This is a genomic window from Brenneria corticis (assembly GCF_003115855.1).
In the GTDB taxonomy this organism is placed as follows: Bacteria; Pseudomonadota; Gammaproteobacteria; order Enterobacterales; family Enterobacteriaceae; genus Brenneria; species Brenneria corticis.
The window spans coordinates 274663-293753 of the sequence record NZ_KZ819071.1 but is presented as its reverse complement, the minus strand read 5'-3'; the positions used below and the strand labels follow the sequence as shown (position 1 = coordinate 293753).

Genomic DNA, 19091 nt, shown 5'->3' with positions numbered 1-19091 from the left:
CAAGTTTACGAGTATAACGCGATTTCCCCCACACGCTAAGCGCTAAAAGCGGGTTACGCGACGCCAGTAACAACAATAAAACATCGTTTCATTTTAATGTGCGTTCTTTGCTATTCTTTCTTCCCCCCTCTGCATGTTGCTGGAGATGCTATGTCTAAAAAAGTCGCCATTCTGCTGGCCCCCGGGTTTGAAGAAGCGGAAGCGATTATGGTGATTGACGTACTGCACCGCATGAAAATAGATGTCACCATGCTGTCGTGCCACGACAGGCTGGAGCTAAGCAGTTATCACAATATTCGTATGTTTGCCGATGCCTTACTGGAAAAAAACATGGATGAGCTGTTTGATGCCGTGATCGTTCCCGGCGGGCCGCAGGGAACGGTCAATCTGGCGGCGAATCCGTTGGTTGTTGAATTTATTCGCCGCCATGATGATGCCAACAAGCTGGTTTGTCCGCTTTGTTCCGCCGCCGCGCGCGTGCTGGGCGGCAATAACCTGCTGAAAGGCCGCCGTTATGTCTGCTCCGGCGAGCTGTGGCGGAACGTTACCGACGGCGTCTACGTCAACGAGAAAGTCGTCGAAGACGGCAATCTGATCAGCGGTAAAGGATTGGGCGTGGCGTTTGATTTCGCCTTTACCATCGCCTGCCGCCTGACGGGTGATAAGGAAGACGCGAATTTTCAGGTTGAACATATTGATTACGATTACTGGCGCGTACCGGCGTAAGCCACGTCTTCAGCGCGGCGTCGTCCGCCGCGCTTGCCAGCTCATTCCCTCAGAAAACCCGCTTCGCCGTAGCGCTCGCGATACTCTTTGGGCGTAATGTCGTAACCCTTTTTAAATACGGCATAAAAATAGGGCAGCGAGGGATAACCGCACATCAGTGAAATTTCGCCGATCGAAAGCGAGGTGGAAATCAGCAGATTGCGGGCGCGATCGAGTTTCTCCGCGTGAATAACCCCGTGGATGGTCTGCCCCATTTCATCTTTGAAGCGCTTTTCCAGATTTGAGCGCGACATTCCTACCGCATCCAGCACCTGTTCGACCTTAATGCCCTTACAGGCGTGATAACGGATAAAGTGCATCGCCTGGATGACCGCCGGATCGTGTACCGAGCGGTAGTCGGTCGAACGGCGTTCCACCACCCGGATAGGCGGCACCAAAATACGCTGCAGGGGCAAATCGCCGCGGTTCAGCAATAGCCGATGCAGCAGTTTCGCGGCGCGATATCCCATCTGGCGGGTTCCCTGCGCCACGGACGACAGCGCCACCCGTGAAAGATAGCGGATCAACTCTTCGTTATCGATACCGATAACGCACAGCTTTTCCGGCACGGGGATGTTCAAATGTTCGCATACCTGCAGCAGATGGCGCGCCCGGGAGTCGGTTACGGCAATAATGCCGGTCTGCGGCGGTAATGCCCGTACCCAGTCAGCCAGGCGATTTTGCGCGTCCTGCCAGTTATCCGGCGACGTTTCCATTCCCTGATACACCACGCCCTGATATTGCCCCGCGGCGATAAGCTGACGAAATGCGTGTTCGCGTTCCTGCGCCCAGCCTTTTCCGCCCGACGCCGGCAGGCCATAAAACGCAAAGCTATGCAGCCCCTTGTTTTTAAGGTGCATAAACGCGCTCTCCACCAGCGCATGATTATCCGTGGCGATATAATGCACGGGGGGATAATCAGCCGGATTATGGTAAGACCCGCCCACGCCGACCAGCGGAACATCGACGTCCTGCAATAGCCGCATGATTTGCTGATCGTCAAAATCGGCGATAACGCCGTCCCCCAGCCAGTCTCTGATGTTATCGATGCGGCAGCGAAAATCCTCTTCAATGAAAATATCCCAGTCACACTGCGAGGCCTGCAGGTACTCGCCGACGCCCTCGACAACCTGCCGGTCATACACTTTGTTGGCATTGAACAGCAACGTAATGCGATAGCGTTTTTCAAACATGGCGATGAGCGTCCGTTCGTGGCGATACCTTTGAATAGCATAACCATTCAGGAGGCCAAAATAATTTCCCTATTATTGCGAACTATCACCTGTTTCCTGCCCTTGCTCGGTACCTTGTCATACTCTTCGCTTGGTTGCAGTGTCCATCCACACCGCCAGCAGTAAAATGCCGCCTTTGACGACATACTGCCAAAATGTCGGCACATCCAGCATACTCATGCCGTTATCCAGCGAGGCCATAATAAATGCCCCCATCACCGCGCCGGCTACGCTGCCGATGCCCCCGGCCAGGCTGGTGCCGCCAATCACGCAGGCCGCTATCGCATCCAGCTCGGCAATGTTCCCCGCTGACGGAGAGCCCGCGCCCAAACGCGAACTGAGGATCAGCCCCGCCACCGCCACCATCAGCCCGTTCATCGCAAAAACGATAAGCTTGGTGCGTTCCACATTGACCCCCGACAGGCGGGCCGCCTCGATATTGCCGCCAACGGCATAGATACGGCGGCCAAACGCCGTACGCGTCGCCAGGAAAATACCGCCCAGCATCAACAGCGTAAGAACCAGCACCGGCGTCGGTACGCCGCGATAGTCATTCAGCAGATAGATTGCGCCAAGAACGATCACCGCGGTAAACGCCTGACGGCCGATATCGCCGGCCGGCGGGCTGACGGGCAGCCCCAGCCGGGCCCGGTTGCCGCGTCGCCGCCATTGCCACAGGATAAACGCCATCAGCCCCAGCGCCCCGCAGATAAAACCAACCCCGGAAGGCAGGTAGCTTTGACCAATCTGGGACATGGCCTGCGAAGTGGGGGAAACCGTGGTGCCGTTGGTAATGCCGATAAGAATGCCGCGAAACGCCAGCATGCCCGCCAGCGTAACGATAAAGGAAGGCACCTTCTGATACGCCACCCACCAACCGTTCCACGCCCCCAGCAGCAGCCCCAGCAGCAAAGTCACCACGATGGTCAACGGCAGCGGCCAGCCGAACCACACGTCGAAGATCGCCGCCGCGCCGCCGAGCAGTCCCATCATCGACCCGACCGACAGATCGATCTCCGCCGAAATAATCACGAACACCATACCCACCGCCAGGATGCCGGTAATGGCCGTCTGGCGTAACAGGTTGGAAAGATTGCGCGCGCTGAGATAAGCGCCGTCCGTCATGTAGGTGAAAAAGAGCATGATCGCGATAATGGCGGCAATCATCACGTAGACCTGGAGATTAATGTTTTTAAGCCGTTGCAGTATGGGCGCCGGGACGGCAACGGCATTTTGTCGATCAGACGGCGATGTTTTCAACACGATGTTCACTCCTCAATGCAGCTTCCATAACCTGTTCCTGCGTTAAATCACGATTAATCAAATCGGCTTTGATGCGTCCCTGATGCATCACCAGCACCCGATCGCTTAGCCCCAGGACTTCAGGCAGTTCGGAAGAAATTACAATGACGGCAATTTGTTGTTTTACCAACGCATTGATAAGTTTGTAGATTTCGTATTTCGCCCCGATGTCGATGCCGCGCGTCGGCTCATCCAGAATCAGTATCCGCGGATTCAGCAGCAGACATTTCGCCAGCACCGCTTTTTGCTGATTGCCGCCGCTCAGCCGGGCAATCGCCAGTTCCTGGCTCGGGGTTTTGACTTGCAAATTCGCCAGCGATTGGCGGATAACATCCTGTTCACGCGCGTCGTCCAGCGTTGAAAACAGGCCGGAAAACCGATCGAGCGCGGCCAGCGTAATGTTGTGCGCCACGCTCATCACCGGCACGATGCCGTCCTTTTTGCGATCCTCCGGCACCATGGCGATACCCAGCGCCATCGCCTGCTGGCAGTTGTTAATTTCCACGCGTTTGCCATCAAGAAACAGCTCGCCTTGCCAGCGTCCGTGATAGGCGCCGAACAGGCACTGTACGGTCTCCGTGCGCCCCGAACCGACCAATCCGGCAATACCCAGAATTTCGCCCTGATGCAGGGAAAAGGAGACGTCGTCCACCCGGCGGATATGCCGATTCACCGGATGCCAGGCCGTCAGGTGCTCGACGCGCAGGATCTCTTCGCCGATGGTATGCGCTTCGCTGGGGTATAGCTCCGTGAGCTCCCGCCCCACCATCATCGCGATGATTTGATCTTCGCTAAGTTCCGCTGCCGGACGCGTGCCGATGTGCTTACCGTCGCGGATGACGCAAATCACGTCGGAAATCGCTTTCACTTCGTTGAGCTTATGAGAGATATAAATGCAGGCGATGCCGTGATCGCGCAGGTCATGGATGATATCGAGCAAAATGGCCGTTTCCCGCTCGGTCAGCGACGCCGTCGGCTCGTCCAGCACCAGCAGACGCACCTGCTTATTCAGCGCCTTGGCGATTTCAATCAGCTGCTGCTGCCCCAGCCCCAGCTCCCCCACTTTGGTATTGGGGTCAATCGTCAGCTTGACCTGCTCCAGCATGCGCTGACAGCGTAAGTACATGCTGTCGTAGTCCATTATCCCGAAGCGCGCCCACTCATTGCCCAGGAAAATATTCTCCAGCACCGTCATTTCCTTAACCAGCGCCAGCTCCTGATGAATAATGGCGATACCCTTTTGCTCCGTATCACGGATATGGCCGGCCCGCAGTTCGTCGCCGGAAAAAATAATCTCTCCGCTGTAACTGCCGTAGGGATAAATGGCGCACAGCACTTTCATCAGGGTGGATTTGCCCGAACCATTCTCACCGCACAGGGACAACACCTGCCCGGCCTCCAGCGTCAGGCTGACATTGTCCACCGCTTTCACGGCGCCAAACGCTTTAGTGATGTTTTTCATTTCCAACAGGCGCGGCATCATGACCTCCGTGATTCACTCTTACTCGCCGTAAGAGACAGCGAACGCTCACGAGCCACGCATAGCGTGGCTCGGCGCGAAGAAAACGGGGTTAATAGACATCCGCTTTTTTATGAAAGCCGTCGGCAATCACCGTGGAATCAATATTGTCTTTATCAACGGGGATCGGGGTTAACAAAAATGCCGGAACGTTTTTCAGACCGTTATGTAACGAGGCGTTGGACTCCGGGGTCTTGCCCGCGCCCAGGGCAACCGCGATATCGGCGGCGTCTCTGGCTAGTTTGCTGATGGGTTTATAAACCGTCATGGTTTGCGTACCGGCAACGATGCGTTTTATCGCCGCCAGATCCGCATCCTGCCCGGAAATGGCCACCTTGCCGGATAATCCCTGCGCGGCGAGCGCCTGAATGGCGCCGCCCGCCGTCGCATCGTTTGAGGCCACTACCGCATTGATATTGTTATTATTTGCCGTCAGCGCATTCTCCATGATTTTCAGCGCGTTTTCCGGCAGCCAGGCATCAACCCACTGATCGCCGACCACTTTGATTTTGCCATTATCAATCAACGGCTTTAATACTTTCACCTGTCCCTGACGGAACAGCTTCGCATTATTATCCACCGGCGAGCCGCCCATCAAAAAATAATTTCCTTCGGGAACCTTATCCACCAGGTATTGCGCCTGTAACTCTCCAACCTTTTCATTATCAAACGAAATATAAAAATCCACGTCCGCATTGTTTATCATACGGTCGTAGGCCAGAACCTTTATTCCCTCACGTTTTGCTTCGGCAATAACGTTACTTAACACCTGACCGTTGTAGGGAATAATAACCAGCACATCCACACCGCGGTTAATCATATTTTCTATTTGCGAAATCTGAGTTTCTTCATTGCCGTTTGCCGATTGTACAAAAACGCTCGCGCCATGCTCCTTGGCCTTTTCCACAAAGATATCCCGATCTTTTTGCCAACGCTCGAGGCGTAGGTCATCAATCGCCATCCCTATTTTTACTTCTTTGCTTAATGCGGGTTGGCTTACTAAAGCGAGTGCGGCACAGGCTGATAGTAAAAAGTGTTTAACTTTCATCGTAGAGTACCTTTTTTTAAAATGCAGGGCAGAGAACTCCGATAACCAGCAGAGTATTGTCGTTAAACCACGCAGCAGCAATTACAGATTTTTATCATCCAATTATGTTTTTTGGTTTAATTTCTATTTTTTGATACTCGTCATATTTTATTGTTCAGAGATATTTTTCTATTTTATAAACTGCGAAGCATATTCAGATTAATCCGTTAATATTTTTGCGACCCAGCGCACATTTAATAATTCTCTTAATTTCAGTGTTAAATAACGTAATTGAGTAAATCGCTATCCGGACTAAATATAAAGCGTAGTTATCACGCTTCCCTCGGGAAGGTCTCTAAGGAGTCAACGATGCAACCCTATTTTGCCCAGATCGAAAAAGTCCGCTATGAAGGCAGCCAGAGCGACAATCCCTTCGCTTTCCGCCACTACAACCCCGAGCAGGAAATTCTGGGGAAACGCATGGCGGACCATTTACGCTTCGCGGTCGCTTACTGGCACACTTTCTGCTGGAACGGCTCCGATATGTTTGGCGTCGGCGCCTTTGAACGCCCGTGGCAGCAAGCGGGAGACGCGCTGGCGCTGGCCAAGCGCAAAGCCGACATCGCATTTGAATTCTTTCAAAAACTGGATGTGCCCTATTACTGTTTCCACGATGTGGATGTGGCGCCCGAGGGCGCTTCGCTCAGGGAATACCTGAATAACTTCGCCGCCATCACCGACGTGTTGGCGGAAAAGCAGCAGAGCAGCGGGGTCAAGCTGCTGTGGGGCACGGCAAACTGTTTTACCAACCCTCGCTACGGCGCCGGCGCGGCGACCAATCCGGACCCCGAAGTTTTCGCCTGGGCGGCCACGCAGGTGTTCAGCGCCATGAACGCCACCCAGAAGCTGGGCGGCGAAAACTATGTACTATGGGGCGGGCGCGAAGGTTACGAAACCCTGCTTAACACCGATCTGCGCCGGGAGCGCGAACAGATCGGCCGGTTTATGCAAATGGTGGTCGAGCATAAACACAAAATCGGCTTCCAGGGAACCTTGCTGATCGAACCCAAGCCGCAAGAGCCGACCAAACACCAATACGACTACGACGTAGCCACGGTCTATGGTTTCCTTAAACAGTTCGGATTGGAAAAAGAGATTAAGGTCAACGTGGAAGCCAACCATGCCACGCTGGCGGGCCATTCGTTCCACCATGAAATCGCCACCGCCATCGCGCTGGGGGTTTTTGGATCGGTGGACGCCAATCGGGGCGATCCGCAGCTGGGCTGGGATACCGATCAGTTCCCCAACAGCGTGGAAGAGAATACGCTGGTGATGTATGAAATCCTCAAAGCAGGCGGCTTCACCACCGGCGGCCTGAATTTTGACGCCAAAGTCCGCCGCCAGAGCACCGACCGCTACGATCTCTTCCATGCCCACATCGGCGCCATGGACACCCTGGCGCTGTCGCTCAAAGCCGCCGCCCGGATGATCGAGGACGACCAGTTGAATCAGCTGGTCGCCAAACGCTACGCGGGCTGGAACGGAGAACTGGGGCAACAGATCCTGCAAGGCAAGGCGTCGCTGGAATCACTGGCCGGCTATGCGGAAAGCCGCCAGCTGGCGCCGCAGCACCAGAGCGGTCATCAGGAATTGCTGGAGAATATCGTTAACCGTTATTTATTTGGATAATACGGGCTTCCCGGCTCACCCCTTACCCGGCGTCCCGCTACGAAAGATGCCCGCCCAGGCGGGCATGACGGCGGTATAAGGAGTAGCCCCGATCCTTTAACCGTTCCAGGAGTCCTTCATGTACATCGGCATCGATCTCGGCACCTCCGGCGTTAAAGCCATTTTACTGAATGAAGCGGGACAGGTTATCGCCAGCCATAGCGCCGCGTTAACCGTATCCCGCCCTCATCCGTTGTGGTCGGAACAATCGCCCGATGCATGGTGGCAGGCGACCGATAGCGCATTGCAGGCGCTGGCGGCGCAGCACGACCTGCGGGCGGTTAAAGCGCTGGGGCTGACCGGGCAGATGCACGGCGCCACGCTGCTGGACGCCCGGCAACGGGTGCTGCGGCCGGCCATTTTGTGGAATGACGGACGCAGCGCGCAGCAGTGCCGGGAATTGGAACAACAGGTGCCGACCTCGCGGCAGATTACCGGCAACCTGATGATGCCGGGCTTCACCGCGCCCAAGCTGAAATGGGTACAGGAACACGAAGCGGAGATCTTTCGTCAGGTGGACAAGGTGTTACTGCCCAAGGATTATCTGCGCTGGCGTCTGACCGGCGAATTCGCCAGCGATATGTCCGACGCGGCGGGAACGCTGTGGCTGGACGTGGCGCAACGCGACTGGAGCGAGGTATTGCTGGATGCCTGTTCCCTGACGCGGGAGCACATGCCGGCCCTATATGAAGGAAATCAGATCACCGGATATCTGCGGCCGGAGACAGCGCAGCGCTGGGGAATGAACAGCATCCCGGTCATCGCCGGCGGGGGCGATAACGCCGCCGGGGCGATTGGGGTCGGGCTCTATCAGGCCGGACAGGCGATGTTGTCGCTCGGCACATCCGGCGTTTACTTTGCCGTCAGCGATGGTTTTCTCAGCAATCCGCAACGCGCCGTCCATAGCTTTTGCCACGCCTTGCCTGATACCTGGCACCTGATGTCGGTGATGCTGAGCGCCGCCTCCTGTATTGACTGGGTGGCCCGCCTGACGCATGCGCCCAGCGTTCCCGCGCTGCTACAGGAGGTTGCCGAAACGCCCGCGGATAACACCGCCACGCCGCTGTGGTTCCTGCCCTATCTCTCCGGCGAGCGTACGCCGCATAACAATCCCCACGCCAAAGGCGCTTTCTGGGGGCTGACGCATCAGCACGGCCGCACTGAACTGGTTCGTTCGGTACTGGAAGGCGTCGGCTTCGCCCTCGCCGACGGCATGGACGCCCTGCATATGACGGGGTTGCAGCCCAGCCGCATCACGCTGATTGGCGGCGGCGCACGTAGCGCCTACTGGCGGCAAATGCTGGCGGATATCAGCGGGCACGAGCTGGAATACCGCACCGGCGGCGACGTGGGGCCGGCCTTGGGGGCCGCACGCCTGGCGCAGATCGCGATAAACCCCGATACGCCGCTGGACGCGTTATTGCCCCAGTTGCCTTTGGAACAGGTCCATCAGCCTGATGCGCAACGCCACGCCTACTATGCGCAGCAGCGAGAAACCTTTACCGCGCTATACCGGCAGCTTCGTCCGCTGATGTCAGACCATTAGCGCGGCGGGTTATGTAAAGTTCAGCGACGCCAGCACCTGTTCAATCAGCGCCTGATGAATATCTCCGCGGTTGGCCGGGGTGTTGATTTGCAGCGTCACTATTTTCTTCTGCCACACGGCGTAGAGCAGCATCGAGTTTACCGGCTGCCCGCCGACCTGTAGTTCATTATCCATACGCTGCAGGGGTAGCTTGCCGATGGTGACGGGCTGCTGCCGTATCCGTTTTATATGCTGATACTGCCCCTGCATATTGGTGAAAATGTCGTTTCCCAGGCTCTCCAGCCCCGCCTCGGTCGCGCGCAGGATCTGCCCTGCCGGCGGCGGCACCACGGAGAACACCACCTGCTGACGCGAAGCGCTGTTGATAAACAGATGCGTTTTGCCCGCATCGCCGTTGTTGATGTCATCCGGCGGGGTTTGATCGGAAAAGGCATCCGGCAGCATAAAGCTGATTTTGCCTTTTTGCAGCGAAACCTTGTGCGCCGGCGCTTCAGGCGCGGCGGGCGGCTCAACCGGCGCGACGGGTTTATTTTCCGGCGTCTGCAACGGCGGCGGCGTTGGCTGCGGATCCGGCTTGTTGTTATCCGACGGATTATCACAGGCGCTCAATCCGCCGATTAACCAGCCGATAGCGAATAACTTACCCACTGTCTTTAACATCTCTGCTCCGCTTTCTGCTGCCTATGAGATAAAGGTTTACGTCGTTCAGGTAAATGGTCCCGATTTACCCCTATCATGTCCCGATTTGGCCTTCTTTGTCACCTGGGGTTACGCCATTATGGCTACCGAACACCCCATAACGGCCCCGGCGAACGGAGTAACCCCATGTCGCACAGCGCATTATTGATTATTGACGTACAACATTCATTCCTGCACCGCCCTTTCTGGCAGGAACAGGATTTCCCTGCTTTTCAGCACGCCCTGCTGCGCCTGATTGCTGGCTGTCAACAGCAAGGCGTGGCGCTGGCGGATATTTTCCACGTTGCGTCGGAAGGCCCGTTCTCTTTGGCATCCGGCTATGTGAGGCGCCTGCCCTTTTTGACGCATAAACCTGATGTACAGTTCCATAAACATGTGCACAATGCATTAACAGAGTCAGGCCTTGACCAGTGGCTGCATGAAAACGACATCCGTCATCTGATTATCGCCGGGATGCGCACTGAGCAATGTTGTGAAACCACCGCCCGCGTCGCCGCCGATCTCGGCTATCGCGTTACCTTTGTTACCGAGGCGACCATGACGTTTCCCATGACGCACCAGGGACAGACGCTAAGCGCCGCGCAATTAAAACACCGGACGGAAACCGTGCTTATCGATCGCTTTGCTGATATTTGCAGCATTGATGAATGCCTGAACAATCTGACCGCACCGATGGCAAGCTGATACATGAGAAGACAGGTCTATTTCCTTACGCTGCCCGGCGTAATGGCGCTTGATTTAGCCGGCCCCGCCGAAACCTTGCGCATCGCCGGGCAATTCGACCTGCATTATATCAGCCCGGAAACGGAGGTACGCTGCTCTACCGGACTGACGCTGAGCCGCCTGGAACCGTTGCCCGCGACGCTGCCGGAAGGCAGTATCCTGCTGGTGCCTGGCGTGACCGACTCCGTTCATAACTTTGCCATACCGCAGGCCGAGATTGCCCGCCAGTGGCTGGCGCAGCGCAAACCCGCGCTGGCCGCACAGACGCTGACGCTGGTCTGCGTCTGTTCCGGCGCCCTGCTGGCGGCGCAGGCGAGTCTGTTGGACGGCTATCAGTGCACCACCCACCATGACCTTATCCAGCGGCTATCCCGGCAGGCGCCGCTGGCGCTGGTCAAAGAGAACCGTATTTTCGTGGCAGATCGCGGCATTTACACCAGCGCCGGCATTACCGCGGGCATTGATCTCTCTTTGCATTTAATCGGCCATTTTCTTGATACGCCGAGCGCGCTGCGCGTGGCGCGCGAAATGGTGGTCTATTTCCGCCGCGCCGGCAGCGACGCCCAGCTTTCGCCCTGGCTACAGCATCGCAACCATCTCCATCCGGTGATCCACCGGGCGCAGGATATGATGTCAGCTGAGCCGGAAGCGCCCTGGCCGCTAGCGGCAATTGCGGACAGGGTGCATGTCAGCCGCCGCCATCTCACCCGCCTTTTCCGTGAACATCTGGGCATCAGCGTGCGTGAATATCATGAGCAATTGCGTATCGCCGTGGCGCAGCAACGCCTGCGACAGGGAGTCGGGCTGGAAAAATCAGCGCTGATGGCGGGATTCTCCTCCAGCCGCCAGTTACGTCGCGCCCAGTTACGGCAGATGCGCCACACCGCCGCCTCTTAGCTGACCAGGCGCCGGGTATCGATTTTCTGCAGCGCCATCGACAGCAGCAGGCTGCTCAGTAACGCAATGATAAAGATATAGAAAATATCCAGCACCGGGCGGGTCGAGATCGCCATATCATGGGTGCGCAGGTAATGGATAATCAGCGCATGGAAACCGTAAATCGCCAGCGAATGGCGCGATATCAAGGCTAATCCGGGCCAAACCCGGTGGTTCATCCAGCGTTTGAAGATCGCCAGCAGACTGACCGCCGCCAGAAACACCAACGGCCCACAGTAGATATAAAACAGCTGGGTAAAATTATCGTTCAGCAGCGTGTGGTGCTTGGTGCCTAGCGCCACCAGCAATACGCATAAAATAAACAGCGGAATGGCGGCCATCGCCGCGCGGCGGGGAATATCCAGCATTCCCAACGCTCGCCCAACCATCGCGTACAGCAAATAGTAAAAGGTATCGCCGTAGATATAGAGATTAACCGGCAACAGTTTGACGCCGGCAAATTCAACGCTGCCCGTATTGGGGTTGGCGATCGCCGCCAGCAGTACAATAAAAATAGCCAGATACTTTCCCGGCACCGTCTTGACGCGGATAAGCGGCGAAAACAGGTAGATCACCGCAATGGCGTAGAAAAACCACAGGTGATAAAAAATCGGCTTTTGCAGGACCTGCCTGGCGGCGTTCAGCGGGTTGATTGGCGTTAACGCGGCGATATAAATCAAGGCGATAGCGCTATAGAACAGAATGCATAAACCAATGCGCGTAAAATGTTTCCGCCGGGCGCTGCGCTCGCCGAAAAACAGATAGCCCGAGATCATAAAGAACAGCGGTACGCAAACCCGCGAGGCCGAATTAAGGATATTCGCCACATCCCAATGGACATCGCCCGGCGCGCCGCCGGCGGTAATGTAATAGGTGGTGCTGTGGATCAGAACGACCATCATGCAGGCCACGGCGCGTAAATTATCAATCCAGCCGATCTTATCGGTCATGCACCGCCTCTTAAAATAGGATTTTTATACTCTAAATGATTCGAGTTGCAGGAAGGCGGCAAGGGAAGGAATCCCGATGAGCTTACACAGGTAAGTGATTCGGGTGACTGAGCGCAGCCAACGCATCTGCAACTTGAAGCATGACGAGTATATTCAATAGGTAATGTGAACAGCGTAGTGCCTGTTCAGCGTCGGCACAATCGGCGGCGGGCGGAATCGGGGGAAAAATCGCGGCGGGGCGCTGTTGGAAAGGCCGTTAGTCTCCTTAACGGCCCATAATTGAGAAAGAAATCAGAACAGCCCCATCGGCTTATCCGAATAACTCACCAACAGGCATTTGGTTTGCTGGTAATGCTCCAGCATCATCTTGTGGTTTTCACGCCCGATCCCCGACTGCTTGTAACCGCCAAACGCGGCGTGCGCCGGGTAGGCGTGGTAGCAGTTGGTCCAGACGCGTCCGGCCTGAATGCCGCGCCCCATCCGGTAGGCGACGTTGCCGTTGCGGCTCCATACGCCCGCGCCAAGCCCATACTCGGTATCGTTGGCGATTTCCAGCGCGTCGTCCATGGTTTTAAAGGTGGTTACCGCCAGCACCGGCCCGAAAATCTCTTCCTGGAAAACGCGCATGCTGTTGTTGCCAAACAGGATGGTGGGTTCCAGGTAATAGCCCTGGGACAGTTCGCCGGCCATCTCTTTGCGCTGGCCGCCGGTCAGCACGCGCGCCCCCTCTTTCTTACCGATATCGATATAGTTGAGGATGGTGTCCATCTGCCCGGCAGATACCTGCGCCCCCATCATGGTGTTGCTGTCCAGCGGGTTGCCGATGCGGATGGACTCCACGCGTTTAATCGCTCTCTCCATAAAACGATCGTAAATCGACTCCTGCACCAGCGCCCGGCTCGGACAGGTACAGACTTCACCCTGATTGAAGGCAAACAGCGTGAACCCTTCCAGCACCTTGTCAAAGAAGCTGTCCTCTTTGTCCATCACATCCGCAAAGAAAATGTTGGGCGATTTTCCCCCCAGTTCCAGCGTCACCGGCGTCACGTTCTGGGCGGCATAGCCCATGATTTGCTGGCCGACCTCGGTGGAGCCGGTAAACGCCACTTTGGCAATACGCTTCGACGTCGCCAGATATTCGCCAATTTCGCTGCCCGACCCGTTTACCACGTTAATCACGCCCGGCGGCAAAATGTCCTGAATCAGCTCCATCAGAACAAGCACCGACATCGGCGTCAGCTTGGCCGGTTTCAGCACGATGCAGTTTCCCGCCGCCAGCGCCGGCGCCATCTTCCAGCAGGCCATCAATAGCGGGAAGTTCCAGGGGATAATCTGCCCCACCACGCCCAGCGGCTCATGGAAATGATACGCCACGGTGTCGCCGTCGATTTCACTTATCGCCCCCTCCTGAGCACGGATGCAGGCGGCGAAATAGCGGAAGTGGTCGATGGCCAGCGGGACATCCGCGCCGCTGGTTTCACGGATCGGTTTACCGTTATCCCAGGTTTCCACACTGGACAGCAGGTCGAGGTTTTGCTCCATCCTGTCGGCGATACGATTCAGAAGCAGCGCGCGCTCCTGTACCGGCAGACCGCCCCATTCGGCCTTCGCCTTGTGTGCGGCATCCAACGCATGATCAACATCCCGCGAGGTAGAGCTGGCCACCTCGCATAAAGGTCGGCCGGTAATCGGCGTCAGATTAACAAAATACTCACCTCCGTCGGGCGGAACCCAGGCTCCGCCGATAAAGTTGTCATAGCGTTTTTTCAAATTAGGCGCGCCATACTCATCGGAAATAAGCCGGCCTTCAGGTGTGATATGTGCCATTTCAGTCTCCTTTTCGCGGTTTGGGTACGCGGCGGAGCCGCAGTGGAAATAGAGGCTATATGAAAACGGTCGCTGCGCGGTGAGCATGGTTAAATCGTATGCGGGGATGGCGCGTTATGACAGCCGCCGACCAGAGAGAATGGTAACTTTTCGAAGCAAGTCACAATTTAGCAACTATCAATCAACAAATTCACAACCATGACGCGGGCACGATCGCTGTTCGCAGAGAAAAGTTCGCATCCGCGGAGAGGCGGTGAAATAATAGCGCCATTGATTAAAAGCGATTAACTTGCAGGTATTTCAGGTGAAAAGCGTTATCCCACAAACGGTTACTCCCCCCACGGGGGCCTGTCGGCGTACCGTCAGCCATCAGGGCGCGCTGACGCGGCCGCAGGCCGACTGGCTGGCGGAAGAAGTGCCCGTGGCGCTGGTCTACAACGGTATTTCACATGTGGTGATGATGGCGTCGCCGAAAGACCTGGAGCTGTTTGCGCTGGGTTTTTCGCTGTCGGAAGGCATCATCGCCTCGCCGCAGGATATCTACGGCATCGATGTTCAGCCGGTATGCAACGGTATTGAGGTGCAAATCGAACTTTCCAGCCGTCGCTTCGCCGGTTTAAAAAACCGCAGACGGGCGATGGACGGCCGCACCGGGTGCGGCGTCTGCGGCGTGGAGCAGTTGGCGGAGATCGGCAAACCGGTTGCGCCCCTGCCATTTACCCAGACCTTCTCGCTCAGCCGCCTTGAGTCGGCGCTGGCACAGTTGCAGCAGGTACAGCCGGCGGGCCAGTTAACCGGCTGCACCCACGCCGCGGCCTGGGTGCAGCCGGACGGCGCGCTGCGCGGCGGCTGTGAAGATGTCGGCCGCCACGTGGCGCTGGATAAGCTGCTCGGCATGCGGGCAAAACAGCCGTGGGAGCAGGGCGCGGTGCTGGTTTCCAGCCGCGCCAGCTACGAGATGGTGCAAAAATCCGCCATGTGCGGCGTGGAGATCCTGTTCGCGGTTTCCGCCGCCACCTCGCTGGCCGTCGAGGTGGCCGAGCGCTGCAACCTGACGCTGGTGGGGTTCTGTCGTCCGGGGCGCGCCACCATTTATACCCATCCGCAGCGTCTGAGCGAGTAGCGCAGCGGTGGAAAATCGCGCGTCGGACGCCCGCCGAGCTTAGACCGATTTGTTTTTACCTCATACCCTAACCACATAAGCGCTTGTTATATTGGGTTAAACGCCGGCAGATGACCGCGTTTGGACGAGAATAATCATTTTCAATATCATTTAATTAACTATAATGAACGTAGTGCTTACGCGGCGCTAACAAAATCAGCGCCGCATACTGTCCTTGTACCGGGCCTAGGAAATTGTGAGCAATGTCGCGTTTCGGTACGACACAGTTCACCACTACAATTATTCAGCACTATAACCACGGAGATGCTAAACATGAGTTATTCACTGCCATCCCTGCCTTATGCTTATGACGCACTGGAACCCCATTTCGACAAGCAAACGATGGAAATCCATCACACCAAACACCACCAGACCTACGTCAATAATGCTAACGCGGCGCTGGAATCCCTGCCTGAATTCGCCAAGCTGTCCCCAGAAGAGCTGCTTACCCAGTTGGACAAAGTGCCGGCGGAGAAAAAAACCGCTTTACGTAACAACGTCGGCGGGCACGCCAACCACAGCCTGTTCTGGAAAGGCCTGAAGCTGGGCACCACGCTGACCGGCGATCTGAAAGCCGCCATTGAGCGTGATTTCGGCAGCATCGATACTTTCAAAGAAAAATTTGAACAGGCCGCGGCAACCCGCTTTGGTTCCGGCTGGGCCTGGCTGGTGCTGAAAGATGACGGCAAACTGGCGGTGGTATCCACAGCCAATCAGGATAGCCCGCTGTCGGGCGAAGCCATTTCCGGCGCATCCGGCTACCCCATCGTGGGTCTGGACGTATGGGAACATGCCTATTATCTGAAATATCAGAACCGTCGCCCGGATTACATTAAAGCGTTCTGGAACGTCGTAAACTGGGACGAAGCGGCCAAACGTTTCTCAGAAGCGAAAAAATAAGTCGTTTCCTGCCCCTGTCGCCGCCCTGTCCGGGCGGTCGCAAAGCAAACCGGAATAACCGTCGTTGTTCCGGTTTTTTTATTATAAATTATCAAATATTCTCCCTCTCCCAGACTTTATTTGCATATTGATAATCAATAGAGATAGTAAAGATTCCCCATAAATTGCCGATAAATTACCTGTGATCCTATCGTATGATTTTTATACCGATATGTTGTATCTCACACGACAATCTCGCGGCGCCGTCCTCCATCGTTCGCAATGCGGGGACAAAACCAGAGTCAGTATTCAGTTCATAAGATAGTGGAAGAAACAAAATGGCGATAAAATTTGAAAATATCAACGTCGGTAAGAAATTAGGCTTAGGCTTCTTCCTGATCTTAATGATGACGGTAATTATTGCCGGCGCAGGCGTTATGCATATTGAAGAATTAAAAGAAAGTATTGATAAAGTCAATTTAAGCAGCAATATCAATAATGAAATTAACCAGGCAAAATATTATCGGGTACGCTATAGCGCCACATACTCCCCGGAAGATATAAAGCAAAATATTACTCATATTGAGAATATCAATAAGTATGTATCTGAAGCCAAAGGCTGGAACTGGCCGGAAAAAGCCAGAGAACAATTCACCCATATCGAAACCGTTATCGCCGAATATCAGCAACGGCAGAAAAACTACGTTGATGCCATTCGCAAAAAGGACGACGTCAGGAAAAGCTGGAATATTTCCGAAACGGGAAAACCCTTAAAAGAGCTGGGCGATCAATTAAACGCCGACGGTTATAATCTGACGCTTCAGTTGCTGCTTGCCGATCTGAACCTGAAACTGACGGCGGTTCGTTACCATGTCCGCGGCATGCTGTTATCCCGGGATAAGGAATCCGCGGATGAACTCGCCGCCGCCATTGATGACGCGCAAACCTCGCTGACGACACTGCACCAGAGCCTGCCCGCCGAACAACAGGCGATACTCGCGCCGGTCCTGAGCACCATGAATAGCTATGAAGAGCGGGCCATGGCTTATATGCCGGCCTATCAGGAAGAGCTGGCCCAGGCGCGGCAAATGGCCACCAGTGCCGACGAACTCAATGCCATCATCCAATCCCTGCTTCAGGATCAGCTACAGCTCACCCAGCAGGATATTCGCGCTTCCGAGATCCAGATGGGCGTTACCGCGCTGATTACCCTCATCCTCGGGTTACTGATCTCCTGGTTTATCTCACGCCAGATCACCACCCCGCTGAATACCACGCTGGATATGGCCGAACGCATCGCCACCGGCGATTTGACCATGACCGTCGAAACCACCCGCCGCGATGAACTGGGACAGCTTATCCGGGCGATGGCGAAAATGAATGCCAATCTGCATAACATGATCGACGAGATCCGCGTCGGCGTCAGTCAGATCTTCACCGCCTCGGGGGAGATCGTCGCCGGCAACACCGACCTCTCCTCGCGCACCGAGCAACAGGCGGCCGCCGTTGAGCAGACCGCCGCCAGCATGGAGCAGCTCACCGCAACGGTCAAACAGAATGCCGACAATGCCCACCACGCCAACACCCTGGTGATCGGCGCGTCCCAGACCGCGAAGCAAGGCGGCGAGCAGGTGAACAACGTGGTGAAAACCATGAACGATATTGAACACAGCTCCAGGCGTATCGCCGAGATCACCTCGGTGATTAACGGCATCGCCTTCCAGACCAATATTCTGGCGCTGAACGCCGCGGTTGAAGCCGCCCGCGCCGGCGAGCAAGGCCGGGGTTTCGCCGTGGTGGCCGGCGAAGTGCGCAATCTGGCGCAGCGCAGTTCGCAGGCGGCCAAAGAGATTGAGGGACTGATCGCCGAGACGGTCAGCCAGATCGGACACGGAGCCACGCTGGTCGGCAATGCGGGTAAAACCATTCATGATGTCGTCACGTCCGTGACGCAGGTGCATGACATTATGGGCGAGATAGCCACGGCTTCCGATGAACAGAGCCGCGGAATTACCCAGATCAGTCAGGCGATTGTGGAAATGGACAGCACCACCCAGCAGAACGCCGCGCTGGTGCAACAATCTTCCGCGGCGGCGGACTCGCTCGAAGAGCAGGCGACGCTGCTCAAACAGGCCGTTTCCGTATTTCGTCTGGCAACCTCACAGGACGAAACAACGCCGGCCGGCATCGCGTTTTCCCGTTCATCGCCCCAGTTGGGCTATAAAAAGTAATGGCGGTAAGTAAGAGAGGTTGCTGATAAAGCCGATCCGGCATAATCAACCCGCGAATACCATCGGTTATTCCCGCCGCCACCGGTCATCCCCGCCACTGCCCCGTCATTCCCGCGGCAGTAGGCGGGAATCTGCGGACATAACGGAGGAGAAGGACGGGAGGCGCGGTCTAAAAGGGTTTTGGCGCGTAGCCCGTCATCTCTTTCAGGCCCATTTCACGCCCCAGCGCCGTCATGGGGTGTACCACCACCAATCCGCGAACGCTTTTCTTCAACGCGCCCAAATTGGCCTGCTCTTTTTTGCTGATGGCGCGGCTAAACGGCAGACGGGTCAGCTTTTGCGCTTCCAGGCTGAGCTTCTGCTCTCTGACATTGCGCAGGCGCTCAATTTCCGCCGCCAGCTTCCCGCATGCTTCCTGATTAAGGGTTATCGCTTCCGCATCCCCTTGTTCCAGCAGCGTGACCTGCTTACGGTTCAACTTATCCAACTGATCGCTGAGGCGTTTTATTTCTGCTTTTTCCTGCTCTTTCATAACGTAATAAACCTATGTACCGGGAGAATCATG

General features: G+C 55.9%; 16 protein-coding genes. 8 read left to right on the top strand and 8 right to left on the bottom strand.

Features of this window, described 5'->3' with window-relative positions:
* Positions 1–150 precede the first annotated feature (150 nt).
* The gene (locus DDT56_RS01370; protein ID WP_136164714.1) at positions 151–726 is read left to right on the top strand and encodes a DJ-1/PfpI family protein; all 576 of its coding nucleotides are present in this window, start codon (positions 151–153) and stop codon (positions 724–726) included.
* A 41-nt stretch (positions 727–767) separates the two neighbouring features.
* Here DDT56_RS01370 and xylR read toward each other — a convergent pair whose 3' ends face one another.
* The 4 genes from xylR to xylF form a co-directional block, all read right to left on the bottom strand.
* Complete coding sequence (gene xylR, locus DDT56_RS01365; protein ID WP_136164713.1) at positions 768–1958, bottom strand: D-xylose utilization transcriptional activator XylR; 1191 nt, start codon at positions 1956–1958, stop codon at positions 768–770.
* A gap of 117 nt (positions 1959–2075) precedes the next feature.
* Positions 2076–3206, bottom strand: coding sequence for a xylose ABC transporter permease XylH (xylH, locus tag DDT56_RS01360; protein ID WP_246856700.1), 1131 nt, complete (start codon positions 3204–3206; stop codon positions 2076–2078).
* A gap of 31 nt (positions 3207–3237) precedes the next feature.
* Positions 3238–4779, bottom strand: a complete 1542-nt coding sequence (locus DDT56_RS01355; RefSeq protein WP_136164829.1) for a xylose ABC transporter ATP-binding protein — start codon at positions 4777–4779, stop codon at positions 3238–3240.
* Between the two features lie 91 nt (positions 4780–4870).
* Positions 4871–5866: a D-xylose ABC transporter substrate-binding protein gene (xylF, locus tag DDT56_RS01350; RefSeq protein ID WP_136164711.1), complete on the bottom strand. Its 996-nt coding sequence runs from the start codon at positions 5864–5866 to the stop codon at positions 4871–4873.
* Between the two features lie 348 nt (positions 5867–6214).
* Between xylF and xylA the strand changes: the two genes are divergently transcribed.
* Together xylA and xylB are read left to right on the top strand one after the other, a co-directional pair.
* Positions 6215–7534, top strand: a complete 1320-nt coding sequence (gene xylA, locus DDT56_RS01345; RefSeq protein ID WP_136164710.1) for a xylose isomerase — start codon at positions 6215–6217, stop codon at positions 7532–7534.
* A 118-nt stretch (positions 7535–7652) separates the two neighbouring features.
* The gene (gene xylB, locus DDT56_RS01340) at positions 7653–9119 is read left to right on the top strand and encodes a xylulokinase (RefSeq protein ID WP_136164709.1); all 1467 of its coding nucleotides are present in this window, start codon (positions 7653–7655) and stop codon (positions 9117–9119) included.
* 9 nt (positions 9120–9128) lie between these two features.
* Here xylB and DDT56_RS01335 read toward each other — a convergent pair whose 3' ends face one another.
* A complete protein-coding gene (locus DDT56_RS01335) occupies positions 9129–9779 on the bottom strand; it encodes a DcrB-related protein (RefSeq protein ID WP_136164708.1) in 651 nt (216 codons plus the stop codon).
* A 165-nt stretch (positions 9780–9944) separates the two neighbouring features.
* Between DDT56_RS01335 and DDT56_RS01330 the strand changes: the two genes are divergently transcribed.
* On the top strand, positions 9945–10502 hold the full coding sequence (locus DDT56_RS01330; protein WP_136164707.1) for an isochorismatase family protein: 558 nt from the start codon (positions 9945–9947) through the stop codon (positions 10500–10502).
* A gap of 3 nt (positions 10503–10505) precedes the next feature.
* Positions 10506–11438, top strand: a complete 933-nt coding sequence (locus DDT56_RS01325; protein WP_136164706.1) for a GlxA family transcriptional regulator — start codon at positions 10506–10508, stop codon at positions 11436–11438.
* On the opposite strand, the gene DDT56_RS01320 is transcribed toward DDT56_RS01325, so the two are convergent.
* Positions 11435–12427: an acyltransferase gene (locus DDT56_RS01320; protein ID WP_136164705.1), complete on the bottom strand. Its 993-nt coding sequence runs from the start codon at positions 12425–12427 to the stop codon at positions 11435–11437. The genes DDT56_RS01325 and DDT56_RS01320 overlap by 4 nt on opposite strands.
* 291 nt (positions 12428–12718) lie before the next feature.
* A complete protein-coding gene (gene exaC, locus DDT56_RS01315; RefSeq protein ID WP_136164704.1) occupies positions 12719–14254 on the bottom strand; it encodes an acetaldehyde dehydrogenase ExaC in 1536 nt (511 codons plus the stop codon).
* Between the two features lie 289 nt (positions 14255–14543).
* On the opposite strand from exaC, the gene fdhD reads away from it, so the two are divergent.
* The 3 genes from fdhD (at position 14544) to DDT56_RS01300 (ending at position 18526) form a co-directional block, all read left to right on the top strand.
* Positions 14544–15377: a formate dehydrogenase accessory sulfurtransferase FdhD gene (gene fdhD, locus DDT56_RS01310; protein WP_136164703.1), complete on the top strand. Its 834-nt coding sequence runs from the start codon at positions 14544–14546 to the stop codon at positions 15375–15377.
* A gap of 312 nt (positions 15378–15689) precedes the next feature.
* Positions 15690–16316 (top strand): superoxide dismutase [Mn], encoded by a 627-nt coding sequence (gene sodA / locus DDT56_RS01305; protein WP_136164702.1) that lies wholly within the window; start codon positions 15690–15692, stop codon positions 16314–16316.
* 317 nt (positions 16317–16633) lie between these two features.
* Entirely contained in the window at positions 16634–18526 is a 1893-nt protein-coding gene (locus DDT56_RS01300) for a methyl-accepting chemotaxis protein (protein ID WP_136164701.1), read from the top strand.
* Between the two features lie 169 nt (positions 18527–18695).
* On the opposite strand, the gene DDT56_RS01295 is transcribed toward DDT56_RS01300, so the two are convergent.
* Positions 18696–19058 (bottom strand): YibL family ribosome-associated protein, encoded by a 363-nt coding sequence (locus DDT56_RS01295; protein WP_136164700.1) that lies wholly within the window; start codon positions 19056–19058, stop codon positions 18696–18698.
* Positions 19059–19091 lie beyond the last annotated feature (33 nt).